This is a genomic window from Pseudomonas sp. B21-041 (genome assembly GCF_024748675.1).
GTDB lineage: Bacteria > Pseudomonadota > Gammaproteobacteria > Pseudomonadales > Pseudomonadaceae > Aquipseudomonas > Aquipseudomonas neuropathica.
Genome location: NZ_CP087175.1, coordinates 2991763 through 3018332 on the forward strand (window position 1 = coordinate 2991763; position 26570 = coordinate 3018332).

19 protein-coding genes and 2 pseudogenes are annotated in these 26570 nt (G+C 61.0%); 1 reads left to right on the forward strand and 20 read right to left on the reverse strand.

What is annotated here, in order from left to right:
• Positions 1–7 precede the first annotated feature (7 nt).
• The 16 genes and pseudogenes from LOY43_RS13340 to LOY43_RS28855 form a co-directional block, all read right to left on the reverse strand.
• A complete protein-coding gene (locus tag LOY43_RS13340; protein ID WP_095126260.1) occupies positions 8–694 on the reverse strand; it encodes a glycosyltransferase family 2 protein in 687 nt (228 codons plus the stop codon).
• Entirely contained in the window at positions 691–1290 is a 600-nt protein-coding gene (locus LOY43_RS13345; protein ID WP_095050729.1) for an SAM-dependent methyltransferase, read from the reverse strand. The genes LOY43_RS13340 and LOY43_RS13345 overlap by 4 nt, the downstream gene beginning before the upstream one ends.
• Positions 1287–2045: a PIG-L deacetylase family protein gene (locus LOY43_RS13350; protein WP_095050730.1), complete on the reverse strand. Its 759-nt coding sequence runs from the start codon at positions 2043–2045 to the stop codon at positions 1287–1289. Before LOY43_RS13350 ends, LOY43_RS13345 begins: the two co-directional genes overlap by 4 nt.
• Positions 2042–3040: an acyl-CoA dehydrogenase family protein gene (locus tag LOY43_RS13355; protein ID WP_258709930.1), complete on the reverse strand. Its 999-nt coding sequence runs from the start codon at positions 3038–3040 to the stop codon at positions 2042–2044. Before LOY43_RS13355 ends, LOY43_RS13350 begins: the two co-directional genes overlap by 4 nt.
• A gap of 1 nt (position 3041) precedes the next feature.
• Positions 3042–5201 (reverse strand): glycogen debranching protein GlgX, encoded by a 2160-nt coding sequence (gene glgX, locus LOY43_RS13360; protein ID WP_095126261.1) that lies wholly within the window; start codon positions 5199–5201, stop codon positions 3042–3044.
• 226 nt (positions 5202–5427) lie between these two features.
• A complete protein-coding gene (locus tag LOY43_RS13365; RefSeq protein ID WP_258709825.1) occupies positions 5428–5742 on the reverse strand; it encodes a DUF2934 domain-containing protein in 315 nt (104 codons plus the stop codon).
• A gap of 27 nt (positions 5743–5769) precedes the next feature.
• The gene (locus LOY43_RS13370) at positions 5770–8538 is read right to left on the reverse strand and encodes a malto-oligosyltrehalose synthase (protein ID WP_258709826.1); all 2769 of its coding nucleotides are present in this window, start codon (positions 8536–8538) and stop codon (positions 5770–5772) included.
• Complete coding sequence (malQ, locus tag LOY43_RS13375; RefSeq protein WP_258709827.1) at positions 8535–10613, reverse strand: 4-alpha-glucanotransferase; 2079 nt, start codon at positions 10611–10613, stop codon at positions 8535–8537. Before malQ ends, LOY43_RS13370 begins: the two co-directional genes overlap by 4 nt.
• Complete coding sequence (treZ, locus tag LOY43_RS13380) at positions 10610–12412, reverse strand: malto-oligosyltrehalose trehalohydrolase (RefSeq protein WP_258709828.1); 1803 nt, start codon at positions 12410–12412, stop codon at positions 10610–10612. Before treZ ends, malQ begins: the two co-directional genes overlap by 4 nt.
• Before the next feature lie 18 nt (positions 12413–12430).
• Positions 12431–14017, reverse strand: coding sequence for a glycogen synthase GlgA (glgA, locus tag LOY43_RS13385; RefSeq protein ID WP_095050737.1), 1587 nt, complete (start codon positions 14015–14017; stop codon positions 12431–12433).
• Positions 14018–14599: 582 nt separating this feature from the next.
• Positions 14600–15553, reverse strand: coding sequence for a D-2-hydroxyacid dehydrogenase family protein (locus LOY43_RS13390; protein WP_095050738.1), 954 nt, complete (start codon positions 15551–15553; stop codon positions 14600–14602).
• A gap of 13 nt (positions 15554–15566) precedes the next feature.
• The gene (locus tag LOY43_RS13395) at positions 15567–16616 is read right to left on the reverse strand and encodes an alpha/beta fold hydrolase (protein WP_258709829.1); all 1050 of its coding nucleotides are present in this window, start codon (positions 16614–16616) and stop codon (positions 15567–15569) included.
• 87 nt (positions 16617–16703) lie between these two features.
• Positions 16704–17138, reverse strand: coding sequence for a YqaA family protein (locus LOY43_RS13400; protein WP_258709931.1), 435 nt, complete (start codon positions 17136–17138; stop codon positions 16704–16706).
• A complete protein-coding gene (locus tag LOY43_RS13405) occupies positions 17138–17584 on the reverse strand; it encodes a DUF411 domain-containing protein (protein WP_258709830.1) in 447 nt (148 codons plus the stop codon). Before LOY43_RS13405 ends, LOY43_RS13400 begins: the two co-directional genes overlap by 1 nt.
• 237 nt (positions 17585–17821) lie before the next feature.
• Positions 17822–18349: pseudogene (locus LOY43_RS28850) on the reverse strand (methyl-accepting chemotaxis protein); the annotation flags it as partial.
• 333 nt (positions 18350–18682) lie between these two features.
• Positions 18683–19813, reverse strand: a pseudogene (locus LOY43_RS28855) (cache domain-containing protein); the annotation flags it as partial.
• Between the two features lie 383 nt (positions 19814–20196).
• Between LOY43_RS28855 and LOY43_RS13415 the strand changes: the two are divergent.
• Complete coding sequence (locus LOY43_RS13415; RefSeq protein ID WP_007918129.1) at positions 20197–20724, forward strand: hypothetical protein; 528 nt, start codon at positions 20197–20199, stop codon at positions 20722–20724.
• Positions 20725–20794: 70 nt separating this feature from the next.
• Here the strand turns inward: LOY43_RS13415 and LOY43_RS13420 are convergent, their stop codons facing one another.
• From LOY43_RS13420 to LOY43_RS13435, 4 genes are read right to left on the reverse strand one after another with little or no spacing between them, the layout of a single operon-like run.
• Positions 20795–21709 carry a GNAT family N-acetyltransferase gene (locus LOY43_RS13420; protein ID WP_220556119.1) on the reverse strand — a complete coding sequence of 305 codons (915 nt, stop codon included), beginning with the start codon at positions 21707–21709 and terminating at the stop codon, positions 20795–20797.
• Positions 21697–22998 carry a phenylacetate--CoA ligase family protein gene (locus tag LOY43_RS13425; protein ID WP_258709832.1) on the reverse strand — a complete coding sequence of 434 codons (1302 nt, stop codon included), beginning with the start codon at positions 22996–22998 and terminating at the stop codon, positions 21697–21699. The genes LOY43_RS13420 and LOY43_RS13425 overlap by 13 nt, the downstream gene beginning before the upstream one ends.
• Before the next feature lie 42 nt (positions 22999–23040).
• Positions 23041–25437, reverse strand: a complete 2397-nt coding sequence (locus tag LOY43_RS13430; protein WP_258709833.1) for an aldehyde dehydrogenase family protein — start codon at positions 25435–25437, stop codon at positions 23041–23043.
• 1 nt (position 25438) lies between these two features.
• Positions 25439–26569, reverse strand: a complete 1131-nt coding sequence (locus tag LOY43_RS13435; protein ID WP_095050745.1) for an acyl-protein synthase — start codon at positions 26567–26569, stop codon at positions 25439–25441.
• Position 26570 lies beyond the last annotated feature (1 nt).

The window sequence follows — 26570 nt, forward strand, 5'->3', positions numbered from 1 at the left end:
CGTCGCGTCACAGATCAATCTGATCCGCTTTTTTTTGCTCCATCTGTGCCAGGTTTCGCAGATAGTCACCAAAGCCACCGCGCGCACGGCTGTCGAACCGCGCGCTGGTGAGCACTTGCGGGCGATGGCTCCAGGCGATGTTCGCGCCGTCGAGTTCCAGCTCCCGCACCAATTGCACATCTTCGTCGCAGGCCAGCGGTTTAAAGCCCCCGGCCCAGCGATAGGCGTCGGCGCTGATGCCCAGATTGGCGCCGTGGATATGCCGATGGCCATCGCTGGCATGGTAATGCCGGTGATAGCGGATTTGCGCCGCTTCATCGAACGACTCGTGCCAGCGTTCGACCGTGACGGTACCGCATACCGCGTCCGCGCCCAACCCCAGTTGCGCTACCAGCCAGTCGTCGGCCACGCGGCTGTCGGCGTCCGAGCAAGAGATCCAGCGCGCGCCGCGCTCCAGCAATAGCTGCGCGCCGGCCGCCCGGGCCTGGCCAACATTGCGTGCGTCGATGTGCAGGCTCAGCACCGGATAGCGACTGACAATCTGCGCCGAGCGGTCGGTGCAGCTGTCGAGCACCACCAACACTTCAACCTTTTCACCGGCCAGCAAACCGTGGCGGCTGGCGCGCATGGCCGCGCTCAGGCAGTCGTCGAGCAAGTCTTCCTCATTGTGCGCCGGGATCAGAATGCCGATCATCGCAAGCCCTCCAGTGCCGCCACCGAGCGCGGTTCGCGGCTCCACACCTCAAGGATGAAGTCCGCTTCCTGATGCAAGACCAGACGGGGCAGATGCAGTTTTTCGTGAATCAGGTCGTGAACCTGCCGCGCATTCAGCGGGCAGCCGTCAATGGGCGGACGCCAGTGACAGGCGAGGAACTGGCCGTCGGCAGTCAGGCAATCACTGGCTCGACGGATCACTTCTGTCAGATCCTGACTATCCAGGTAGTAGCCGATCTCGCTAAATACGATCAGGTCGAATTTTTCCTCCGGCCAGTCGCCCGGAAGACGGTTTTGCCGCACTTCGGCGTGGTCGAACACGCTCAACCGCGTGCGCGCCAGAGTCACTGCCGCACTGGCCGTGTCACAGCACAACAACCGATCGCAACGCGCGGCCAGTTCGGCGCTCAACTCGCCGTTGGCGCAACCCGGTTCGAAGATTGCCCGGTAGTGCGGACGCGGCAGGGCGGCGAGGGTGATCGCGCGTTTGCGCTGCTCGTACCAGCGCTCACGGAACGCCCATGGGTCATCGTTGCCGGCGAACAAACCGTCGAAATAGCGATCCTCGACACTCATAGAAACACCACTTCGAAGGGCTGTAAGAGGCGATCGAGCACATACGGTGCGAGCACCGGACCGAGTCCGGCGTCAGGATCGCCTTCCAGTTGACTGGCGAAAGCGTGCACCGCGTGGCGTTTGCGCGCGACTTGCGCCGGCGTCAGAAGAATCTTGCGTGCGCGTTGCCACGGTACGAAGGCGTCTTCCGGAGTTGCCCAGTGCCAGGTCCACACCGGCAGTTCATGGCAAGTCGCACCGACGCGACGGGCAGCCTCGACACTGGCGCGGCCGACGGCTTCGTGGTCGCAATGTCCGTCCTCGCTCCACGTGGTAAAGAGCACGTCGTCGGGACGCAGATGACGTTCGATGAAATCGACCAGCTCCGCTTCCTGAGCCGCCACCTGGGTGTCGCTGAAGCCACCGCGCAGCCACTTCACCCGATGCATCGGCAGACCGAGACGACGCAGCGCTTCGGCCGATTCCTGTGGACGCACCACGCTCAGACGTTCCACCGGCCAGCGACTTGAACCGGGATGACTGGCGCTGCCGTCGGTGACCGACATCAGTTGCAAAGGCCGACCGGCCTCAGCGAGCAATTGCAGCAAACCGCCACAACCGAGCACTTCGTCGTCCGGGTGCGGCGCGACAATCACCGCCCGCGCGCCCGGAGGCACCAGACTGAGGATGTCGATGCTATCCAGTTCCGCCAGATGCCGCGAAGCCTGCCATTGGTGCAGGCTGGTGCCCTGGCCGACAATCGGATTGGTTTTCATAGCGCCCATGCCTCCGCGGAGTGCCCGGCCACCATTTGCCCGAGCGCGGCCAGATCCCGTTCGGCATGACTCTGGCGCAGGAACACCGGCAGATCAGCGCTGAGCCGGGCAAAGTGGCGATCCTTGCAAAACGGCCCGGCACCGAGGGCGCGCCCGACCTCACGCATCACCTGTTCAGCCGACTGCTCGACCACCGCGCGGGCACGACGGGCGAGTAATTCGGCGTTGTCTTCCGGGTGCGCATCGATGTGCAAGGCGCTGAAGCGCAGCAGATCCGCCGCGGCCTGCAAGGCGCTATCGACCGCGCCGAGATGGGCGAGGGCGTGCGGTTCCGGGCGTTGCTCACACTGGATGCGCAACGCGTCGGCGATTTGCCGTGCGGCGCCGTACCAGCACGCGGCAATTCCGATCCCGCCCTGCCAGAAACCCGGGCGTTGCAGATAGTCGCCGGGATTGCCAATGGCCTGCGCTTCGGCACCGTCGAACAGCACCTCGACGCTGCCAGTAGCCGCCATGCCCACCGCTTGCCAGCCTTGCTCGGTGACGGTGACGCCCGGTTGGTCGAGGGCGACGGCGACCAGTTGCTGCTGATCGTCGCCATCCCAGGCGGTGAGCAAGGCGTGGCTGAGCACGGCGGCGCCGGAGCACCATGCCTTGCGTCCATGCAGCGCGACCATGTGCCCGACTGGGCTGACTTTGACTCGTGCTTGCGGTGGCTCCGCTGCCCACATGCCCCAAGTGCTGCCCGGCGTAGGTGAGCCGCCGAGTTGTTCAATGATCGCCAGCGCGTCGGTGTGGCCTTCAAACAGTTTGCACAGACCCAGGTCATGCCCGCCGACTTCCGCCAACTGCTGAAAGCGCTCCAGCGTGCGGCCACTGCCCGGTAACGGCAGACGATCCAGCCCGGCCTCGACCAGCGCCCGCAGGCACCCGCCGAGGGCTGCGGTGTGCGGATAATCCGTTGGTCGTCGGCTCAGATAACGGTGCAGGTCCATATCAGTCTTCTTCATCACGTTGCAGTTCGAACAGCAGCAGCGAGCGCCCGGTGACCGAGTATTCGTGGCCGAAATCGAAGCGTTCCTGACCACGGATCGACGGCTGATTGGTGTCGATCATGCAGGTCCAGAAACTGCCTTCCGGTACTTCCGGCAGGGTGAAGTTGACGATGTCATGATGGGCGTTGACCACCAGCAGCAGCGTCGCATCCGCACCCTTGCGGCGAATCCCGGTTTCCTGCGCGCGGCCGTCGAGCAACATGCCCAGGCAGCGGTTGTGCGCATCGTGCCAATGCTCGGTGGTCATCTCGGTGGCATCCGGCGCCAGCCAGGTGATGTCCTTGACGCCGATGTCCTCGTTGTATTCGCCAACCAGGAAGCGGCCGCGACGCAGGATCGGATAAGCCAGGCGCAGCTTGATCAGGCGCTTGACGAATTTCAGCAATGCCTTGCCGTCCTCGCTCAGGTCCCAGTTGACCCAACCGATCTCGCTGTCCTGGCAATAGGCGTTGTTGTTGCCGTCCTGGGTACGGGCGAACTCATCACCGGCGACGATCATCGGCGTGCCTTGGGCGAGCAGCAGGGTGGCGAAGAAATTGCGCATCTGCCGATGGCGCAGGGCATTGATTTCAGGATCGTCGGTCGGGCCTTCGACGCCATGGTTCCACGACAGATTGTTGTTGCTGCCGTCCTGATTGTTTTCGTCGTTGGCTTCGTTGTGCTTGTCGTTGTAAGAGACCAGGTCGTTGAGAGTGAAACCGTCGTGGGCGGTGATGAAGTTCACCGAGGAGTACGGCCGCCGCCCGCGCTGGTTGAACATCTCACCGGAGGCAGTCATGCGGCTGGCGAAATCGGCAACCTGGCCGTCGTCGCCTTTCCAGAACGCGCGCACGGTGTCGCGGAACTTGTCGTTCCACTCGACCCAGCCCGGCGGGAAGTTGCCGACCTGATAACCACCGGGGCCACAGTCCCATGGCTCGGCGATCATCTTCACCTGACGCAGCACCGGGTCCTGACGGCAAGCAACGAGGAAGCTGTGACGCTCGTCGAAACCGTCGTGGTAGCGGCCGAGAATTGTCGCCAGGTCGAAACGGAAACCGTCGACGTGCATCTCGCTGGCCCAGTAACGCAGCGAGTCGGTGACCATTTGCAGCACGCACGGGTGGCTCAGGTCGAGGGTGTTGCCGGTGCCGGAATCATTGATGTAGTAGCGCTTGTCGTCGGGCATCAAGCGGTAATACGAGGCGTTATCGATGCCGCGCATCGACAGAGTCGGGCCTTGTTCGTTGCCCTCGGCGGTGTGGTTATAGACCACGTCGAGGATCACTTCGAGGTTGGCTTCGTGCAGGTGCGCGACCATCTCCTTGAATTCGGCAATCTTGCCGCTGGCCAGGTAGCGCGGGTCCGGGGCGAAGAACGCGATGCTGTTGTAACCCCAGTAATTGGTCATGCCTTTGTGCAGCAGATGCTGGTCATTGACGAAGGCATGAATCGGCAGCAATTCGACGGTAGACACGCCGAGCTTGCGAATGTGTTCGAGCACGTCGTCGACCATCAGCCCGGCAAAGGTGCCGCGTACGTTCTCCGGTACCGAAGGGTGACGCATGCTGATGCCGCGCACGTGGGTTTCATAAATGATGGTTTTGTCCCACGGCACGCTGACGCGGTGGTCGTTGCCCCAGGTGTGCGCCGGGTCGATGACTTTACATTTGGGCACGAAGGGCGCGCTGTCACGTTCATCGAAACTGAGGTCGGCGTCGGGGTGGCCGATGGTGTAGCCGAACAACGCTTCCGACCATTTCAGTTGGCCGACCAATTGTTTGGCATACGGGTCGATGAGCAATTTGTTGTGGTTGAAGCGGTGGCCGTTGGCCGGGTCATACGGGCCGTAGACGCGGTAACCGTAGATCAGCCCCGGGTGCGCATCAGGCAGGTAGCCGTGGTAGATCTCGTCGGTGTATTCCGGCAGTTCGATGCGTTCGAGTTCAACTTCGCCGGCATCGTCGAAGATGCACAGTTCGACCTTGGTGGCGTTGGCGGAAAACAGAGCAAAGTTCACCCCCAGACCATCCCAGGTCGCACCGAGCGGGAAGGGCAGGCCTTCACGGATTCTCGACGGCTCGGCGTGCGCGGTGGGCTCGGCATTCTTTGGACGGGTCATGATTGCTCCTGCAAAACGGGTAATTTCTGGGCTTACACATCCCCCTGTAGGAGTGAGCCTGCTCGCGATAGCGGTCTATCAGGCGACATCAATGTTGAATGTCAGATAGCTATCGCGAGCAGGCTCACTCCTACAGGGGATTGGTGGGTTTCTTCAGGGCGAGTGAGCCCTCGGTGGCGAGCGAACCCGCCACACGTTAATAACGTTCATTAATCCGGTTAGAGCATCAGATCGCCGAAGGCTTTCGCGGCGCCCGAGGCTTTTTCTCGGCAGGCTTTTCGCCCGGGGGAATCACTTTGGCGGCGCTGGCCGGTTTGGCTTTGGCCGGTGGTTTCGGCTTGGCGGCCGGGGCCTTGGCCTCGGCTGTCTTGCCAGCCGGTTTGCTGCCAGCCGCTTTCGGCGGTTTCTTCGGTGCCAGCGCTTCCGCTTCGGCGAGCTTGCGCGCCATTTCCCAGTGGCGTTCTTCATGCCCCTCGGGCTTACCTTCCGATTCCCAGATTTGATAGGCGAATTCGCGGATGCGTTTATCGTCGGTACTCATCGCAATGCTCCTGAACTGAACTCATGCTTACGTTAAGTGTTGGATAAAGAGATTGACCGGGACATCCCCCAGCGCGTCGCTGATATTCAGCTCCCTGTTTTTTGTGACTGCGCTGCTTGAAAAAAGTCCCTTCAGGTTTGTCGCAGAGGCGGCGAACGGTAAAACCACTCGCGTATCGCCCCAGCGCAGCGCATCGACCTGAGGTACAGCACCGTTTTCCAGCAGGGTCGCGCAACGGACCGGCACGATCACGATGGCCTGCTTGCCCGCGTGCTCACGGGCAAACGCGAGCACGTTGTGCGCCTGACTGCCGAGCACCTCCAGGGCCTGGTAGCTGCCCCGGCGGAACAGCTCGGCATACTCCACGCGCAGGTTCAGCACTTGGGCAATCAAGGCTTGCTTGATACGCCCGTCACGCCAGTTCGCCAGCAACTCCACAGGTGGCAATGGCTCCTGCAAAGCGTGTTCGCGAGCGGCGTAATCCACCGGCCGGCGGTTGTCCGGATCGACCAGGCTGAAGTCCCAGAACTCATTGCCCTGATACAAATCGGGCACACCCGGCACGGTCATGCGCAGCAAGGTTTGCGCCAAGCCATTGAGCGCGCCGGCGGCGGCGATGCTGTTGACGGTCTTGCTCAGCGCGGCGCGCAGCAGTTCGCCTTCCTCACCGGTGAGGAGTTTTTCGGTGAACGCATGCGCGGGGTTTTCGTAGCTTTCGCTCGGTGCGCTCCAACTGCTTTGCAGCTTGGCTTCACGCAGGGCTTTCTGTTGCCATTGCCAGATGCGCTTGGCGTAATCGGCGAAACCCGCCTGGTCGTCGTCACGCAGTTGCAGCGGCCAACTGCCCAGCAACGCTTGATAGAGAATCAGCTCATCGCCGCTCGATGGCATCTGATCATCCACCCGCATCGGACGGGCGAGGGCGCGCCACAGCTCGATCTGCTCGGCGTACCAATGGCTGCGTTCACTGAGTACGGCCAGACGTGCGCGGGTGTCTTCACCACGTTTGTGATCGTGGGTCGCGGTGGCCAGCAAGTTGTCGGGGAATTCACTCAGCCGTTGTTGATTGACCGCATGAAAGTCGCTGAGCGGAGCGCTGAGCTGTTCGGTGTTGTAGCCGACGTCATTGCGCGACAGCAGCACGGCGGAGCGATACAGCGCGGTGTCTTCCACGGCTTTGGCCGCTGCCGGTGAGGTCAGTTGCTGAAAGCGTACGCAGGCATGCTTGAGAATCTTGCGCGAACGCCCGCGCGGTTTACGCCGCCATGGCGTACCGCCAAGCCAGGCGGCAACGCAGTCGAGCACCGGCCAGTCGCCTTCACCGAGGCTCTGTCGCGCGCCGTCCATGGCCTGCTGGAAGAACTTTTCATCCTGCGCGGAGCGGCCCATGGCGCTGATGTACGTGCGATACACCGGGAAGTGCACGATCAACGCTTGCAGCACTCGGCGGATCGCCCCGAGGGTCAGGTCGCGGGTCATCAGGTCATCGCGAGCGACTTGCAGCAGCGCCTGGGCGACGCTTTCGCAATCGCTGGCGAGCGAGCCGTTGAGGATCTGCTGGCGCGCCAGTTGCGCTTCCTCGATGAACGCGGCCGGACGTTCGGTACGCCGTTGCCAGAGGTCACCGAGCACAAATTCGCCGTCCGGGTCGTGTTGCAGCAGCGACAGCTGATTCATAAATTCATAACCGGTGGTGCCATCCACCGCCCAGTCGCGGTGCAGGGTTTCGCCGGCGCCGAGGATCTTCTCGACGTAGATCGGCAGATGCCTGCCCGGCGCCAGCAGATCAACCCGGCGGCGCAGTTTTCGGCAGTAACCGCGCGGGTCGGCGAGACCGTCGATGTGGTCGATGCGCAAACCGTCGACCAGCCCTTCGGCAATCAACTGGAAGATCTTGCCGTGGGTGGCTTCGAACACTGCCGGGCGCTCAACGCGCAGCCCGCCGAGTTCGTTGATGTCGAAAAAGCGCCGCCAGTTGATGTCGTCAGCCGCCGTGCGCCAACTCGCGAGGCGATAGCTTTGACGTTCGAGCAACTCATGCAGTTTGTGGAAGCCTTCTTCGGTGGTCGAGTCGTAGTGCTGCAGGTTGTTCTGGATCGCTTCGAGGATCTGCGGGTCTGTCGCCTGTTGCCGCAGTTGTTCTTTCAGCGGCATCGCCAGTGAATGGGCATCGGTCTGATAGCTGAGGGCGCCGAAGCGATCGGCCAACGGCTTCAGTGCATCCGCGGATTTCAGCAGCTCAGGGTAATCATTCGGGCACACCGGGAAGTGATGGTCGTAGTGCTCGACATGGAAACTGCCGGTCTGCGCATTGAAGTGCAGTTTCAGCGTGCCTTCCTGCAAGGCTACGCCGTAATCGCTGCCGAGGAACGGCAGCAGCAACTGGCCTTCCATCAGTGGGTCCGGCGAATGCCATTGAATGTCGAAGAACTCGCCATAAGGACTCAGCCGTCCCCATTCCAGCAGATCAAGCCACCACGGGTTGTCGCTGCCACCGACCGCCATGTGGTTGGAGACGATGTCGAGGATCAGGCCCATGTTGTGTTCGCGCAACGTGCTGACCAAGCGCCGTAACGCCGGCTCGCCGCCAAGTTCCGGGTTGACCTGGGTCGGGTCCACCACGTCGTAGCCGTGCATCGAACCGGCCCGCGCTGCGAGCAGCGGCGAGGCATAAATATGGCTGATGCCGAGCCGGGCGAAGTACGGCACCAATGGCACCGCGTGTTCGAGGGTAAAACCTTTATGAAATTGCAGGCGCAATGTCGCACGCAGGGGCTGGATGAGCGTTTGGTTCATTGGTCACGCTCGGCAGCCTGCAGGCGCGCGCAAGCGAGCAGTTCCAGACGTCGCGCCGCATCCGCGCCATCGAGCAGCGCTTCACTGGTGCCGGGCAAACGCCGTGACCAGTTCGGATGGGTGTCGATGGTGCCGGGCAGATTCGCCTGTTCATTGATGCCCAGCGCATCTTCCAGCGGCAACAGCACCAACGGCGCGCGGGTGTGGCCGAGGAAACGCACAGCGGCATCGACCACTTGATCGGCCTCGTGGGATTCCTCGCGAAAGTTTTGCGGGTCCTGGCTCAACGCGTTGCGCAGGCCTTCGCGCTCACGCTGGCGGTGATGCCGCCATTCGATTTCACCGTTGGCATCGACAAAACCCAAGCGTGCGTTCCAGTCGATATCACGGCCATGCCACCAGCCGTTGAGCGTCGGCAGATCGTGGGTGCTGGTGGTTGCCAAGGCGTTGTCCGGCCAGTCGAGAATCGGTTTGAAAAAGGTGTTGTCCTGCTCGAACAGCAGCACGCGCATGCCGAGCATGGAACGGGCGATGAGCTTTTCACGCAGGCCATCGGGCACCGTGCCGAGGTCTTCACCGAGGACGATGGCCTGGTGGCGATGGGATTCGAGGGTCAGCAATCGCAGCAAGTCATCGACCGGGTAATACAGGTACGCGCCATCGGCCGGCGCCGCGCCGTTGGGGATCACCCACAAGCGTTGCAGGCCCATCACATGGTCAATGCGCAAGCCGCCGGCATGGGCGAAGTTGGCGCGCAGCATGTCGATGAAGGCACGAAAGCCATTGCGAATCAGACCTTCCGGCGAGAATGCGGAAATGCCCCAGCCCTGGCCCGAGCGATTGAGAATGTCCGGCGGCGCACCCACGGTCAGCGACGCGAGCAATTCATCCTGGAAACTCCAGGCCTGGCTCCCGGCGCCATCGGCACCCACCGCCAGATCGGCGATCAGGCCAATGCCCATGCCGGCGCTGCGTGCAGCGGTTTGCGCGCGCTCCAGGCAACGGTGGATCAGCCATTGGCAAAAAGCGAAGTAGCCGATGCGTTCGGCATATTCCTCGGCAAACGCTTCGAGCGCTGCGCCGCGTGGGTCGTGCCAGTGTTCCGGCCATTGCCGCCAGTCGAGGTTTTCACCACGGGCGGCGCGCATTTCCTGAATCGCTTCGAAACGGCAGTGGTTTTCCAGTGCTTCGCCACCGGCATGGCGGAAACCGCCGAAGTCCGGGTGCAGCGGGTGGTCACCGGCGATGAAACCTTCGTACAACGCTTGCAAGAGTTTTTGCTTGGCGTCGGCGGCGCTTGGCCAGTCGATCAGGGTCAGGTCTTCCAGTTGCGCAAACTGCTCGGCCAGGCCGGTTGCGTCGATCGCATCGCGCAAAGCGCGCTCACCGAGAATCGCGCCGGGGGCGGCGTACAGGGGATTGAGGAACAGACGACTGGACGGCGAATAAGGACTGTAGCGCCCGGTATCGGCGCTGAACATGGCGTGCAATGGGCTGATTGCCAGCGCATCGGCGCCGCGTTCACCGGCCACGCGGACCAGATCTTCCAACGCTTGGGTGTCACCGAAGCCGCCGTCGCCGGGGCGGCGCAGCGAATACAGTTGCGCACTCAGACCCCAAACACGCGGAATCGGATTATCCACCGCATCGCCGACACTGAAGCAACGCTCAGGCGCCACGGCCAAGGTGAAGTATTGATCGCCGATGTGCACCTGTTGATAGCCGACCGGAATCAGTCCCGGCAGTACCGCTTCAGAGTCCAGTTTCAGGTCCAGCCGCGAGCCGTCTTCAAGGTGGATTTCGCACGGGGTTTGCGGGGCGAAATACCGACCCAGATCAAGGCCGACGCCGACATCGCTGGTCAGCAGCGGCGGCAAGTGCCGGTCTTGTTGGGCAGCTTGCAGTTCCAGCAGGCTGGCGTCGATTTCCTGCGCGGTGCTGGCGGGGTGGCCGAGTCCGATCAGAACATTGCGCAGCACCGCCGGGGCGACTTTTTGCGGGCGGCCGTTGGCGTCGATCCAGTCGACGGCAAGGCCGGCGCGGCTTGCAAGTATTTCCAGTTGCGCATCGCTCATAGGCGCTCTCCATCCAGAGGTTGCAAAGGGGTTGCGGCCGTGAGGCTGACAAGCGCGCAATACGCGGGCAGTTCGCCCGATTCCGATAGATCGACGCTGGATGGCTGTTGAAACAACCACACGGCCTCGGTCTGTGGAGGGTTGACCACTGGCGTGTCGCTGAGGTTCAGGTCAATTCGCAGCTCGCTGCCATTGCCCAGACGCCAGCGCGCACTGACCGCGCCATAACCGAGCATATGGGCGCCGAGCGCTTGCGTGCCGGACAGATGTGGAATGATGTATTGATGGCGAAATTGCAGCAGCTTCTGGTACAGCGTGAGGGTTTCCTGCTGTTTCACGCTGCCATTGCCGATCAACCTGGGCTGTGAGGCGTGAAAGGTTTTTTCGGCGTTCGGGTCGGGAATCTGCTCGCGTTTGTGCGGATCGGTGAAGGCACTGAACGCGGCGAATTCATTGCGGCGGCCCTCGCGCACCAACTTGGCCAGTTCACCGTGATGACTGGTGAAAAACAGGAACGGCTGCTCGGCGGCGAACTCATCGCCCATGAACATCAGCGGAATCATCGGCGACAGCAGTAACAACACGGTCGCTGCCTGCACGGCACGCGGATCGGCCAGGTGATGCAGGCGCTCGCCGAACGCACGGTTGCCGATCTGATCGTGGTTTTGCAGGAACAGCACGAACGCCGTGGAGGGCAGGTGTTCGCTGGGTTCGCCGCGTGGTTCGCCATGGCGGGTGATGTGGCCCTGGAAAACAAAACCCTGACTGAGGCAGCGCACCAATTGTTCGGTGGGTTGTGCGGCGTAGTCGGCGTAGTACGCATCGGTTTCGCCAGTGAGCAGGACGTGCAGGGCGTTATGGCCGTCGTCGTTCCACTGCGCGTCGTAGTCGTATTCCAGCAGGCTCGACTGGTTGAGTTCGTTTTCCACGGTCAGCCAGACATGCCGACTGGGATCGATCTGCGCGCGGATGCGTCGGGCCATTTCGCTGAGAAAATCCGGATCCTCAATGGCATGCACGGCGTCGAGGCGCAGGCCGTCGAAACGGTATTCGAGCAGCCACATCAGCGCGTTTTCGATGAAGAACTCGCGCACTTCGCTGCGACGAAAATCGATCGCCGCGCCCCACGGCGTGTGCTTGTCTTCGCGAAAAAAGCCTTTGGCGTAACGGTGCAGGTAATTGCCGTCCGGCCCGAAGTGGTTGTAGACCACGTCGAGAATTACTGCCAGACCATGGCCGTGGGCGCTGTCGATCAGGTGTTTGAGTTGTTCCGGCGTACCGTAGGAGGCTTGCGGGGCGAAGGGCAAAACACCGTCGTAGCCCCAATTGCGCTCGCCGGGAAACTGCGCCAGCGGCATCAGTTCGATGGCGGTGACGCCCAGGCCTGCAAGGCGCGCCAGATGTTGTTCGACTTCCGCGAAACCACCGAGCGCACCGACGTGAAACTCGTAGATCACTGCTTCGCTCCATGGCCGACCGTGCCAGGCCGTGTGTCGCCATTGATAAGCCAGAGGATCGACCACCACACTCTGGCGGTCGAGGTCGCCATCCTGGGCTCTGGAGGCCGGGTCAGGCACCTCCAGTTCGCCGTCGATGTTGTAGCGGTAGCGGGTGCCCGCCGGACAGCGGGCCTTGATCACAAACCAGCCCTCTGCCTGAGGCAGCATCGGCAGCGACTGGCCGTTTTCAAGTTCGACACTCACGTAAAACGCATCCGGCGCCCATAGCGCAAATTGCGTGTGTTCGGCGTCCAGCATGATCGCGCCGTGGGGCCAGGTTTCAGTAGACCGTAACGGCATCGTGGTGAACCTCCCTGGTTATTTGTGGTGAGCTTTACCCAGCGCCTTGGCGACCAGTTGTTCGTAGAGTTCGGCGTACGGTTCAACCGCTTTGCACCAGTTGAACGGCGCAGCCATTGCGCGGCAACGCATGGCGTTGAGCAGTTCGGGGAAGGCGAATACCTTGAACGCGCGGCTCAGGGCCTCTTGATAGCTTTCAGCGGTGGACTCATCGAAGAGGAAACCGGTGACGCCGTTTTCAATGGTGTCGGCCAGACCGCCGGTATTGCGCGCCACCGGCAGCGAGCCGAAGCGCTGGGCGTACATCTGACTCAAACCGCAAGGCTCGTAACGCGAAGGCATCAGCAGGAAATCGCTGCCGGCGAACATGCGCCGGGCGTCGGTTTCATTGAAGCCGATGCGCACACCGATCTGCCCAGGAAAGCGCAGCGCCAGTTCGCGCATGGCTTGTTCTTCTTCCGGTTCGCCGCGACCGATGATTGCGATCTGGCCTCCGTTCTGCACGATGTATTCGGATACCGCTATCGTCAGGTCCAGACCTTTCTGGTAGACCAGTCGCGACACCACAGCGAACAGCGGTCCGGTGGAATCGTTGAGGCCGAACAGCTCACGCACGTGCGCGGCGTTGATCGCTTTGCCTTCCCAGTCGCCAATTGCAAACGGTGCAAACAGGTGCGGATCGGTCGCAGCGTCCCAGCTCTCATCGATGCCGTTGGGGATGCCGCTGAGCAAACCTTGCTGGGTCTTGGCGGCGAGAAAACCGTCGAGGCCACAGCCGAAATCCGGGGTGGTGATTTCCTGCGCATAAGTGGCGCTGACCGTGGTGATATGGCTCGAATACGCCATGCCGGCCTTGAGGAACGACATCTTGCCGTAGAACTCCATGCCTTCCTGTTGCAGGGCATGGGCTGGAATCCCCAGCTCCGGGCAGGAGCCGAGGCTGGTCACGCCTTGATAGGCGAGGTTGTGAATGGTGAACAGGGTGGGCGTACGCTGCCCGCGCCAGTGCATATAGGCAGGCGCGAGACCGGCCGGCCAGTCATGGGCGTGCACCAGATCCGGGCACCAGTGAATTTGCGCGAGGTTGGCGGCGATGTCGGCGGCGGCCAGACCGAGGCGGGCGAAACGAATGTGGTTATCCGGCCAGTCGCGGCCGTTGTTGGCGCCGTAGGGCGAACCTTCGCGCTCGTAGAGTTCGGGGCAGATCAGTACATAGATGACCAGACCGTCCGGCATGTCCATGCGCCCGATCTTGCATGGTGGCAGCGCTGCGTGGCCACCCAGTTCGCCGATGATATGGATCGGGTTTTCGCTGTGCATCACCTGCGGGTAACCGGGGATCAACACGCGCACGTCGTGCAGATGGGCCATGGCCCGGGGCAGTGCAGCGGAGACGTCACCCAGACCACCGGTCTTGACCAGATCGGCGATTTCCGAGGTGACGAACAACACTTTTTTCTTGTTGGGGTTCTGGCTCGCTACCGGAGTCAGCGTTTTTGTGCCGGGGATGTTGATCTGTCGGCTGCCAGGAACACTGATGGTGCTCGATTCACCAACCGCCTGCTGAGCACGCTCTCCCTGAATTTCCAATGCCGCACTGATCATATGAATCTCCCGTCTCGTTGATCTGATTCTTGTCTTGAACAAGCGATGTCCATGGCCAAGTCCTGTGGCCGGGCGCAAACGCGCCACGCATCGGTGAGCAAACGCTACCCAACACGCGCAAGCAGAATGGGTGAACGGGCCGTTGCAAGGATTGCACCAGTCGCTATGGCCCTGTCTTTCAGATGACCAGCCGCCGCGCGCAAAAGTTTCGACTTTTTTTTCGCGATGTGACCGGTCGGTTTTACCCCGCGAAAGTCAGTCTAGGCCAGATCCTAGAGCGGGGCGGAGCAAATGGGTAAATTGTTCGACAATCGGTTGGCAGGCCACGCCGACCGTGCTTTTGAGGGGGAACGCACCGACGAAGTGCAGGTTTTTCTGCGAGGGAGGGCTAAAGCGGTGACTGATCGGTCACGATTCTGTGCTAGCGAAAAGTGCGGTTGCACTGTTGTGGTGCGGGCAGTTAGTTGATCGGCTGACCACAGACAACACCTGTAGGAGCTGCCGAAGGCTGCGATCTTTTGATTTTGCATTTAAAAGCGAAGATCAAAAGATCGCAGCCTTCGGCAGCTCCTACAGTGGGGGTTAATTTAACGCACGGATTGGATGACCAGCCACCCAAGCCTGAATATCCTCGATCATCTGCGAAAAGAACTGCTCATAGTTCTGCCGGCTGACATACCCGACATGCGGCGTCGCCAGTACATTGTCCAGCGTTCGAAACGGGTGCATCGCGGGCAGCGGTTCCTGTTCGAACACGTCCAGCGCCGCCCCGGCGATCTGCTGTTTCTGCAACGCCTTGATCAGCGCCGCCTCATCGACAATCGGCCCGCGGGCGGTGTTGACCAGCAGGGCCGTCGGCTTCATCCAGCCCAGTGCCTGCGCATCGACCAGCCCGCGACTGCGCTCGCTGAGCACCAGATGCACCGATAACACATCGGACTGTTCGAACAATGCCTGTTTGCTCACGTACGTCACGCCAGCCTGTTCAGCGCGTTCGGCGGTGAGGTTTTCGCTCCAGGCAATCACCCGCATGCCGAACACCTGGCCAAACTGCGCGACGCGCTGGCCGATGCTGCCAAGACCCAAAATCCCGAGGGTCTTGCCATGCAGATCGCCGCCCAGCCCTTGCTGCCAGTGACCGTCGCGCAGGGCATTGGCTTCGTTCACCAGATTGCGCGTGGCCGCCATGATCAGCGCCCAGGTCAATTCCGGCGCGGCATGCTTGTAACTGTCGGTGCCGCAAACCTTGATCCCCAGCCTGGCGGCCGCTTGCATATCCAGCGCTGCGTTGCGCATGCCGCCGGTGACCAGCAACTTCAGATGAGGCAAACGCTTGAGCAAATCCTCATCGAAGCGCGTGCGCTCGCGCATCACGCAGATCACCTGATAGCGGCCCAGTCGCTCGGCCAGTGTGGCATTGTCCGCCGGGTAATCGTGCTCGAACGTCACCTCACCGAGGCTATCGAGCACCGACCAGTCGACCACGTCGCGGGCCACGTCCTGCCAGTCATCGATCACTGCAATCTGCACCGCCATCAGCCTTACCTCATCAACGAACGGGATTGGTTGTATTCAGCCAGCCGAGCAAGGCCTTGTGGAACTGTGCCGGTTCTTCCATTTGTGGCGCGTGGCCCATGCCGGGAAATTCCACCAGCGTCGACTGCGGGATCAGCTTGGCCACTTGTTTGCCGAGTACGTCGTAATGGCCGATTTTCGCTTTCACCTCAGGCGGCGCGAGGTCTTTGCCGATGGCCGTGGTGTCGGAGGTGCCGATCAGCAGCAGGGTCGGCATCTTCAGGTCCTTGAACTCGTAATACACCGGCTGGGTGAAAATCATGTCGTAGATCAGCGCTGAGTTCCACGCGACCTGAGTCTTGCCCGGGCCTTTGCTCAGCCCGGCGAGCATGTCTACCCAACGGTCGAATTCCGGTTTCCAGCGGCCGTCGTAGTAAGTGGTGCGTTCGTAATCACGGATGCCTTGGGCGCTGACTTTCAGCTCACGCTGATACCACTGATCCACGGTGCGATACGGCACGCCGAGGGCTTTCCAGTCTTCCAGGCCGATCGGGTTGACCAGCGCCAGTTGCTCGACCTGCTCGGGGAACAGCAAGGCATAACGCGTGGCGAGCATGCCGCCGGTGGAATGACCGAGCAGCGTGGCTTTTTGAATGCCCAGCGCTTTGAGCAACTGCTGAGTGTTGGTCGCCAGTTGCTGAAAGCTGTATTGATAGTTGTCGGGTTTGCTGGAGGTGCAAAAGCCGATCTGGTCCGGTGCGACCACCCGGTAACCGGCCTCGCTCAAGGCCTTGATCGAACTGTCCCAGGTGGCTGCGCAAAAGTTCTTGCCGTGCATCAGCACCACAGTGCGGCCGTTGGCCTTGCCGTGAGCGGCGACGTCCATGTAACCCATCTGCAGGGATTTGCCCTGTGACTGAAAGGCAAAGTGTTTAAGGGTGTAGGGATAATCGAAGCCTTGCAGTTCCGGGCCATAGGCCGGGCCTTCCGGCGTCGCTTCGCTTGACGTCGCAGCCTGCGCCGACAGGGGCAGGGCGGCGCAGAGGAGCAGTGAGGGAAGCCAACGGGAAAACATGACAGACATAAGGTCAAACTCCGTTTGAAATCGGCCGATGCTGGAACGAGCGGATTACGCCGACGTTAAACACAGGCAATGCCCGCGCCCGAACGTTCAACCCAGCCACCCCAGCGTCAGCAGGGCCAGCACGCCGTAACGTGCACCTTTGGCCAGGGTGACGATCAACAGAAAGCGCCCGAGTGGTTCGCGCATGACACCGGCAATCAGTGTCAGGGGGTCGCCAATGATCGGCAACCAGCTCAGCAGCAACGACCAGTGACCGTAGCGCTCATAGTGTTTGCGCGCCCTCGCCATGTGCGCGGCGCTGACCGGAAACCACCGCCGATCCTGAAAGCGCTCGATCCCGCGCCCCAGCCACCAGTTGACCAGCGAGCCGAGTACATTGCCCAGTGTCGCCACCGCCAGCAGCCCCCACAGCCAGTAACGCTCGCTGACGATCAGGCCGACCAGTAACGCCTCGGATTGCAGCGGCAACAAGGTCGCCGCGCCGAAAGCGGCGAGAAACAGGCCGCCGTACGCCGCGATGATCAATGGGCCGGGTAATCCGCCACGACCACGTCAGCTCCGTCCTTCTTCAGGCCGATAACCTGATAAGCATCACTCATGCCGTCCATTTCCATGCCCGGCGAGCCCATTGGCATGCCCGGTGCGGCGACGCCGAGCAGATCGTCACGCTTGCTCAGGGCCAGAACCTGTTCCGCGGGCACATGGCCTTCGACGAATTTGCCGTTGATGATCGCGGTGTGGCACGAGGCCAGACGCGGCGGTACGCCATGTTGCTGCTTGAAGCTGCTCATGTCGTTTTCGACGTGATCTTCGACTTTGAAGCCATTGGCTTCGAGGTGGCTGATCCATTTTTTGCAGCAGCCGCAATTGGCATCGCGATGGACTTCGATCGGAATCAGGTCGGCGGCCTGGGCCATTGCGGAGATGAACAGGGCGCTCAGGGCGAGCAGACGCAGGTGGGTTCGCATAACGGATTCTCGGCTCGGGTGACAATCGGAAAGCACGCATTTTGACCGGTTTTTGCCGCCGGGCATCAACGCAATGTTTCCAGTTGTTGCAAAACGCAGCACCAACCTGTGGGAGCGAGCCTGCTCGCGAATGCGGTAGTTCAAACACTGAAGCGGGGACTGAAAGATCGCTTTCGCGAGCAGGCTCGCTCCCATAAGGGTTATCTGTTGGGCAGAGAACCCTTATGGGAGCTTCGATCAGCGCACTTTGAAACGCCCCATGATCGCGCTCACCCGGCTGTTGGCTTCAAGCAACTGGTGAGTGTTGAGTTCGCTGGCTTTGCCACTCTGCACCAGCTCATCGACCATGTGGCGGATCTGCACCATGCTGCGGTTGATTTCTTCGGTCACGGCGCTTTGCTGCTCGGCGGCGGTGGCGATCTGGGTGCTGAGGCTGTTGATGTGGCTGACCGAACCGGCCATTTCATCCAGACCGGAGTTGACCCGTGCGGTCGCGTCGGCGGCGGACTGACAACTGGCCTGGGTGTTTTCCATGGCGCTGACCGACGAGCTAACGCCCTGAGTCAGACGCGTCAACATCTCGTTGATTTCCGAGGTGCTGGCCTGGGTGCGCGCGGCGAGGGCACGCACTTCATCGGCAACCACGGCAAAACCACGGCCCTGTTCACCGGCGCGTGCCGCTTCGATGGCCGCGTTGAGCGCCAACAGGTTGGTCTGCCCGGCAATCGCGCCGATCACCCCGAGAATTTCGGTGATGCGCTGGGCGTCCTGCTGCATGTTTTCAACTTTGTGTGTCGCACTGGCCACTTCATCGATCAACGCGACCACGCTGTTGGTCGCTTCGCCCACCACCACCCGCGAACGGTCGGCGTTTTCATTGGCGCGCTGGGTAAACGCGGCGGTTTCGGCGGCGTTCTGCGCAACGCTTTCTGCCGTCGAACTCATTTCGGTGATGGCGGTAACGGTCTGATCAGTTTCCGAAGCATGACGCAACAGAATCTGGCTGGTGTGTGCCGAGGTGCGTTGCAGGTTATCCAGGCTGGAGGCCATGGCGCCGGTAGCCTGGGTGACTTCACCGATCATGTTTTGCAGGTAGGCAATAAAGGTGTTCACCGAGTGACCGATGGCGCCAAGTTCATCTTCGGCGCGAATGGTGATGCGCCGGGTCAGGTCAGCATCGCCGCTGGACAGCAAATCGATGTTGGCTTTCAAGGCTTTCATGCGTTGCACCAACTGACGAATCGCGTAGACCTGCAACAGCACCAGCAGGATCACCAGTGGAATCTGCAACAGGCTCAAGGTGCTGAGGACGTCATCACGCTGGGCGGTGAGCATTTTCGTCGGCAGCGCCGTGGCGAGGAACCACGGCGTGCCTTCAATCGGCCGCATGAAGAACGTGCTGGCTTCGCCGTTGTTATCGAACTCGATGCGCTGCGCCTGATCGCGGCTTTGCAGCCCGGCTTTGACCTGGCTGGCGAAAGTCGACGTGCCGGCCAGTTCGCTGATGTTCTTCAGCACGATCGGGCCACTGATGCGCGAGCTGTTACTGATGATCTTGCCGTCGGCTTCAACGATCAGCATCTCGGCGTGGAGGTCTTTTTCCTTGCGCGCCACCAGATCGTTAAAGAAGCCGAGGGTGACGTCAATGGTCGACACGCCCCACGCATTGCCGTTTTTCTGGATGGCCATGGCGCAGTTGGTGCGCGGCTCGGCGCTGGCGTCGTCTTTATACGCCGCCGCCCAGGCGCATTGACCGCGTGGTGTGGCCATGCCGCCCTTGTACCAGCTCTGGTCGTAATAGTTGGGCGCCGCGTCGCTGTTCCAGAACGTGTTGACGGCGAGTTTGCCCGAGGCATCGCGGTGCCAGAACGTACTGAATTTGTTGCGCCCGGCTTCACGTTGCCCCGGCAGAGGCCAGATCCCGCCGCCGAATACTTTGAGCTCGCCGTATTGATCGACCAGACCTGGCAGCACCGCGTCGATGGCGGCGCTGTCGAGCAGCGGGATGGTCTGGGTGATGCTGCGCTGTTGCGCCTGCACTTTGTTCAACTCGCCCTGAATCTGCTCGGCGACTTCGGCGATGCGGTTGAGTACCACCTGTTCTTCGGTGTGACGCAACTTGGGGGCGACCAGTTGGCTGATGCCGACCACGGTCAACACCGACAACAGCAGGATGAACAGAACCAGAAACAGCGTGTAGCGAGCCTGAATAGTGCGGAATGCGGGCATGGAGACCGGTCCTTGAGCAGCGTTTCTTATTAGGGGGCGGGGATAGAACAGTGCGGGTATCTACAGCGTATCGTCGTGGTGCCTGGAAGCTTTAGGTACTCGCGTCCTAAAAAATATGCGTACCGATGACTGGTCAGTACCAAGGCCGATACATAGCGGCTGATCAGTGCCTATTAGCGCTCGAAAAAGCAAATTTCATTGCATTGCCATGACAGCTTCGGGGCAGTCGTTACGGGGTAATTGGCTTTTGTATCGAGAATGTACAAGAATTGTAAAAATGTGCAGAAATAGGTTGGTGCCATCAATTCGCCCGCCGATACTCGCGTCCATTATTGCCGTTCAATACGGATACTTTTTATGTTCATTTCACAGGGAGTCTTTTCATGACGATCGGTATTGTCGGCGGCTGGGAGAGCAAAGCAGGCGTTATGGTTCGTAACACCGGCGCGAAAAAACAAGTGGCCCAGAGCATCAAAGTGCAGCAGATGCTGACCAAGGTCGGTACCAATCCCACCGCGCTGAATACCGCTGAAATGGACAAGCAGGGCATGCGCAAGGCCATCAAGGGCTTTGATCCTGCGAATGTTTCGGTAAAGCAATTGGGAAATCTGAGCGAGATGCTGCGCAGCCGCGGCCTGATCTCCGAGATCACGTCGTTTACCTTGAAGAACGCCGGTGACAAGTTCGACCGTTTTGGCGTGACCAAAGATATCGATGCCAAATTCAACGCCCTGGAGTATTTCGCGACCCAGCTCGACGCCATTCAGAACAATGGTCTCAATGGCAACGCTTACGGCCAGAGTCTGATTCCCGAGTTCAAGAAAGCGATCTATGTCCTGCAGAACCTCAAGACCTACGGTGAAGGCAACGCTGCGAAACCGGTCGATGAAGGTGTCAAAGCCAAAGCTTGAGGCTGACCGTTTAGCCCGCTCAACGTTTGAACGGGCTGGTTGATGTGCAAGAACCCGGCAACGCCTCGCTTCAGCGTGCTGCGACGCGTTGTTGAGCCTGATCATGCAGTCGTTGCAGGTGTGGGCAGCGCAGCTCCAGCGATCGCGCGCGATAGCCTCGATGAAACAAAGCCAACCATCCAGCGCCCCGTTCATTCGGGGCAATCCCGGTGAAGACGAAGCCCATTGCCGACAGGCTATCCACGGCATTGGCGAAGCCTGTTGCCAGCCTTAGCCTGATCGAGATCATCCAGTGTTCGGGCAGTCGTCGTAGCTGTTGAAGCAAGCCGGCGTCGAGTTTTTTCAGCACCACGTCATAACGTCCTGAGCATTGTTCAACCTGCATCGGCTCTCCCACCCAACGCGCTTCTTTGTCTTGTGTTCCGTATACGCCGCACAAGTGGGCCATGAAATCGTGACAGCTTTGCGGCCAGGACAATGCCGGGAGCGGGCGGCGATAGCCTTCCACAGGGGTGTAGCCGATGACGATGGACTCCGGCAGTGGCTCGCCAAACGGTGAGGGTACGTAGTCAAGCAACAACCCGGTGCTGCAAAAACCGAGTCGGTCAGCCATGCGTTGGGTGTAGAGATGCTGCGTCACCTGTTTGATGGTCACGCCGTGGCAACCAAGTGCCTGAGCATGGATCAACAGCCGCATGCCCAACTGCGTCGCGATGTTCTGCCCGCGTGTTGACGGATGGACCACGCTCAACGCCAGTTCCGCCGTAGGCGATCCCGCGTTTCTGCACAACGTGGCGTGGCCGAGGATTTTTTTCCCGGATTCCGCCACCAGCGAATGCCAGCGACCCTCGCCATGGTTCTGATTGATCATCAATGGCAAATACACGTGCGGCTGCACGTAGTGGTCACCATAGATTTCCCGAAACAGATGGCTGATGGCCCTGGCGTCGGAACGGCGATAACTGCGCAGCGTCAAGTTGTCCATGGACGTTGCTCCGGTCCGGGCGTGGCGTAGACACGCAGATCGACGACGCGTTGGCGCTTGCCGGAACGCGGATGGCGAGCGAGTTCATCGGGTGTGCAATGGGTAATCTGCAACTCGATCAAGCGCTCAGCGCAGAGTTGCATGATCAGCGGGTATTGCTCGATCAGTGCACGCTGCAAGGTCGTGTTGGCGTCAGCGGTCTCGGCCGTCAGCGTGTCGGGTAGCCATTTCAGGCATACGATATCGACGTTGGCCGATTGGCTGATGACCAGTTGCCAGTCGTCGCTGGCGGTGATGCGTGCGACGATTGCGGCAATGTCTTCGATCAACAGAGTCAGGCTGCTCACGCGCACCCGCTGACTGCTGGCGCTGCGGCCCATCAAGGCGAACTTGCGCATCGACGCGGTAGCCGGCTCTCGCCAGCAAGCGAGATCACCCACGGGGTAGCGGATCAGCGGCATCAGTCGGCGGGTGAGGTTGGTGATCAGCAGTCGCCCGGTTCGGTCGCATTCTTCGATCACTTCACCGGTGTGTTCATCGACGATTTCCAGCACGCTGTGGCTGGCCAGCATCCGATGCTCGCCGAGTGCGCAATCGCGGCTTGCGGCACCGATGAAACCGGCGTCGACACTGGCGTAACCGATCGAGGCAATCCGCGCGTTGGGAAACACCCGGTGCAACGCCTGCAATTGTCCGGTGAACAGGCTTTCTCCGCCGTAAAGGATTGTCTCGACTTCGCCCAGGGTTCGCGCCTGACGCTCCAGCACGCCGGCGAATGTCAGCAATTGTGCGGGTACGCCCGCCAGCACATTGATCCGGTGTTGGCGGATCGAGTCGGCCAGCACCGCAGGGTCGACGTCGCCGGTAAACGGGTATTCGGTAACACCCGCCGGTTCGTGCGCCAGGGCGTCGTGGATAAAAATGAAACTGGCGTACAGGTCGCCGACGAAAAACAGGTTCGCCACCCGGTCGCCGGGATTGAGTTGACCGGCGAGATGGCTGCCGAAGTCCCGCACAAGTGTCTGCCATTCTTCGCGGGTAAATACTGAAAGTTTACCGGCGCTGGTTGTTCCACCGGTCTTGAATACCAGGGCGCGTTCGACCGTTGAGGTCAGTACCGGCCATTGTTCCAGGTTTTCGCTACTTGCCCAGTATTGTTGTGGATCAATTACCGGAAGTTCATCCAGGGTGTTTGTCTGCGGCGCAACGTTTTGCAAATGTCTGGCGTAATACGCTGAATGTTCGCGGGCAAAAGCGAAAAACTTGCCAAGTTCTGTTGTTGTATTCATGGTGCTCTCGTTAATTATTTTGGCCATGGCTGACGATCGCTGTTAACGGCGCGAATCGATTACTGGCGGTATCTTTCCGCTGTGTTTGTTTCTGTCGAAATGTTGCGGCTCACAGGTTTGCGCCTGCACGGTGAGAAGCCCGGTGCGCACGAGTGTCGCCAGCGTCGCGTAGCCCTCGAGTCGGCAGAGAATGTCTGCGGGTTCGCCCGGGCTGTGAATCAGCAGGCGCTCGAGGCCATCGGGGGCGTGATCGAGGTGTAACTGAAACGGCGCCTGCAAGTGCCGGGCGAGTTCGTTCAGACAGATGAAATCGCTGCCGATGCGCAGCAGCCGGCCGTGTCGTTGCAGCAATTCGAAACGCGGCGAACTCAGCCCGCACGGGCAGTCGCCGGGCAGCCAGCGGCCGGTGTCGCCGACTTCATAGCGCTGCACCTGTTGGCCTTCACGTGCTTTGGAGGTGAACAGCAAACGGCCGACTTCATCGCCAATGACCGGCTTGTCCTGCTCCAGTGCGACGATTTCCAGCTGCTGGATAGCGTCCATCAGATGAAACACGCCGTCGCCGGTGGCGGCGCAGGCATGCCCGAATGGCCCCGCATCGACACTGCCGTACACCGCCGAACGGATGCTGGCGACGCCGCAGCGATGCAGTAATTCGCGGCACTGATCGCTGATGTGCTCTCCGCCGAGGAAAACCTTTTCAATCACCCCATAACGACTCAGACGCGGCCCCTCGTTGAGGAACAATCGATGCAGGGTGCTGGGCATGCCGATCAGCACGGTCACGCGCTGCTCGATGATCACTTGCGCAATATCGCGGTAATCATCGTCGGCCGGCGCGCCCATGGGCAGGTGCGTCGCACCCAGCAACTCCAGGACTTTGGCAAAACTGAAGAAGCCGCCGTACAAGCCGCCACTGAAGAACAGGTTCATCACCTTGTCGCGGCGCGGATCAAGGCCCGCCGCGAACAACCCATCGGCCGTCGCGCGCATTTGCCGTTGAAAATCGCGGTAACTGAAGCCCGACAGCGCCGGTGTGCCGCTGCTGCCGCCGGAGCGGAAAAACAGCTGCGCCGCCGCTGTCGTCGGTTGCCCGATAAACGCTGCTTTGTCGGTGATCGGCAGACCTGTCAGTGTCAGTGCGCAAGGTGGCTCGTCGAGGTTCATGTGGGTGGGCAACTGCGTTGGCGCGAGGCTGACCGACACGCGGCGGCTCAGGCGTTGCAGTGCGTAAACGCCGTCGTGGGGCTCGCCGTCGTAGCCGTCATGGATCGCATTGATCGGCGTAATTCGGCTGACGCCCGCTGCAATCAATGTGCGTGCGAGTTCATTGATCTGCGCCTCACCGCAGACCAGCGCGCAACTCTGTAACACGTTGCGCCAAGGCAGCAGCGTTTGCGTCAGTCGCGCCCGTGGCAGTGGTTTGAGCAGCAATGTGCGAAACAGCGGCGAAGGCGCAAGCAACCGATCATGGCTCCAGATCAGCCGCCAGCCCGTCGCGCTCCAGACCTGCCCGGTGCTGCCGGAAAAGCTTTGGCCCAGACGCGCCATCAGGGTATGGCTGGTGATCTCGCTGGCTTCCTGAACCGTCGGAGTCAGCGCCGGCCATTGCCCGACGCGACGCTCGAATGCCTCGGCCAGTGCGCTGCCGATGCCTTGCACAACGGCGGGATCGTCGCTGTCGACCAGCAACCATTGCGGGCTGGAGCAAGCCTGTTGGTCCAGTCGGCAGACTTCATCGACAATCGCGTCCAGTGCTGGCGGCGAGGCCGCGTCTGGCGTCAGGTAGGCGAAACTGATGCGGTGCCCCCAGTCGATCCAGCGGCATCCGGGTGGCAACTGTTGGCGGATGGCTTGCAGCGCGGTTTCGCCTCCCCACGCCGATACGCCATTGGCCATTTTGCACAAGCGGCCGATCTGCTCCGTGGCTACGGGTAACACCGCGACGTAATGGCATAGTTGACCGCTGGGGTCGCATTGCACCAATGCGTGCAGCAGGCGCGCGGTCAGGCCTTGGTCGCTGCGGCTGGGGCGTAGCCAGCTGAGGTTACCGGCCAACAGGCTTTCGAGCATGGCGCAGCAGGCCAGCAGCGGCGCGTTGGCCGGGGTGATGTGAACCACCAGGCCCAAGGGGCTCCAGCGCTCAAAGCGCGATTGCTGATAATCAACACGCCGCAGTGAATCGGCCTGATCACCCAGTTCGCGTTCAAGTTTGGTTTGCAGGGCGTGAGGCTGACAGAAGTCAATGAGCGCCAGGCGTTGTTCGTCATCCAGCGGCAGTTCGGCGCTGTGCAGATGCCGCGCAAAGTTGCCTGCGGCGGTCAGAACGACGGCGCTATCCAGCGGTGTGCTGAGGTGGTGCGGCAAGGTCTGATGCAGTTGCGCCAATGCGTTGTCGAGGTCAATTTCAGCGAAAAGCTCTCCGTTAAGCAGGTACATGTCAGTGCCTCCCCAATAATTCGGAGGCGGCCATCGCGCAACTCCTGCCGGCGGTGGTACCCGCACGGCCATGCAGTTCGAACCAGTCGCTGGCGAGGCCACAGCCGCAACTTGAGCCCGGGTGCAGCGTCGCCAGATCGCTCATCACCACCGCATGCGCCGGGCTGGACGAAATGTAGGGCGAGACGAATCCCAGCAAGCCTTGCTGGCCGTAGGGCTGGATGGAAAAATCCTGCGCATTGCGCACGTACGCCTTGGCGTAAACCGGCACATGAAAATGATGCCGGTCACATTCGATGTACGGCACGGCGTGCTCGACTGCACCGTAACCGTCGCGGCACCGCGAGGTTTCGATGCCCAGTTGCCGGGCGATGCGTCCATACAATTGCTGTTTGGGGATTTCCTCGCTGGCTCGGGTTTTCCAGCCACCGCCAAAAAATGCCAGCGAACCTGCCGGCAGTTTCAGCTCAGGCACGCCGGTGGCCTGCATGTGTTGCAGGGTCTGCCAAAGGAACGCCGGGAAACCGAAAATGCGCACGGGCAGGCCTTCTGCGGCGAACGATTGCAGGGCCGTGATGACGCCGAACACATCGAATTGATGGCCGTCGCCGTTACTGCGTAACGCGTAGGCGACGCGGTTGACGGGAGCAAAGCGGCACAGGAACTGATCGGTATACGACGTTCCCAAGGTGATCGCACCTTGCGGTTCGTAGCTCAGCAGCAGGTAATTGCAAGGCGTATCTGGTGAGTACCAGCCGTAATGACTGAAGATCCGCTCGACCATGAACTGAGCGCCCGCGAGGCTGCGCGGGTCATAGCGCATACGGCTTTTCTGGCCGCTGGTGCCGGACGATGTCAGTTCCAGGGCGCGCTCTCCGGTCGGACTGAGCAGCAATTGCTGTTTGAAGAAGTTCGCCAGAATCGGCGGCAGACGGGCCCAGTCATCAAGACTGTCCAGGTCCTGTTCGTCGAGGCCGTTGGCGTTCAGCCAATGGGCGTAGCCGGGGGTGTGCCGGCAATGAAACCGACTGATCTCGGTCATGGCCTGATCGAACAGGCCCACCGGCACGGAATCCGGGCAATAGGGGTGTGGCAACGCGCAAAGCGCATCGCTGGCGGGGAAGTGATGCATT

Coding starts and splice junctions, on each gene's coding strand:
- LOY43_RS13370 (WP_258709826.1), bottom strand. CDS start 8,538: ATGAACCAAACGCTCATCCAGCCCCTGCGTGCGACATTGCGCCTGCAA.
- LOY43_RS13430 (WP_258709833.1), bottom strand. CDS start 25,437: ATGTACCTGCTTAACGGAGAGCTTTTCGCTGAAATTGACCTCGACAAC.
- LOY43_RS13365 (WP_258709825.1), bottom strand. CDS start 5,742: ATGAGTACCGACGATAAACGCATCCGCGAATTCGCCTATCAAATCTGG.
- LOY43_RS13415 (WP_007918129.1), top strand. CDS start 20,197: ATGACGATCGGTATTGTCGGCGGCTGGGAGAGCAAAGCAGGCGTTATG.
- treZ (WP_258709828.1), bottom strand. CDS start 12,412: ATGCCGTTACGGTCTACTGAAACCTGGCCCCACGGCGCGATCATGCTG.
- LOY43_RS13355 (WP_258709930.1), bottom strand. CDS start 3,040: ATGGACCTGCACCGTTATCTGAGCCGACGACCAACGGATTATCCGCAC.
- LOY43_RS13350 (WP_095050730.1), bottom strand. CDS start 2,045: ATGAAAACCAATCCGATTGTCGGCCAGGGCACCAGCCTGCACCAATGG.
- glgA (WP_095050737.1), bottom strand. CDS start 14,017: ATGATCAGTGCGGCATTGGAAATTCAGGGAGAGCGTGCTCAGCAGGCG.
- malQ (WP_258709827.1), bottom strand. CDS start 10,613: ATGAGCGATGCGCAACTGGAAATACTTGCAAGCCGCGCCGGCCTTGCC.
- glgX (WP_095126261.1), bottom strand. CDS start 5,201: ATGACCCGTCCAAAGAATGCCGAGCCCACCGCGCACGCCGAGCCGTCG.
- LOY43_RS13405 (WP_258709830.1), bottom strand. CDS start 17,584: ATGCGAACCCACCTGCGTCTGCTCGCCCTGAGCGCCCTGTTCATCTCC.
- LOY43_RS13345 (WP_095050729.1), bottom strand. CDS start 1,290: ATGAGTGTCGAGGATCGCTATTTCGACGGTTTGTTCGCCGGCAACGAT.
- LOY43_RS13420 (WP_220556119.1), bottom strand. CDS start 21,709: ATGGACAACTTGACGCTGCGCAGTTATCGCCGTTCCGACGCCAGGGCC.
- LOY43_RS13425 (WP_258709832.1), bottom strand. CDS start 22,998: ATGAATACAACAACAGAACTTGGCAAGTTTTTCGCTTTTGCCCGCGAA.
- LOY43_RS13435 (WP_095050745.1), bottom strand. CDS start 26,569: ATGCATCACTTCCCCGCCAGCGATGCGCTTTGCGCGTTGCCACACCCC.
- LOY43_RS13340 (WP_095126260.1), bottom strand. CDS start 694: ATGATCGGCATTCTGATCCCGGCGCACAATGAGGAAGACTTGCTCGAC.
- LOY43_RS13390 (WP_095050738.1), bottom strand. CDS start 15,553: ATGGCGGTGCAGATTGCAGTGATCGATGACTGGCAGGACGTGGCCCGC.
- LOY43_RS13395 (WP_258709829.1), bottom strand. CDS start 16,616: ATGTCTGTCATGTTTTCCCGTTGGCTTCCCTCACTGCTCCTCTGCGCC.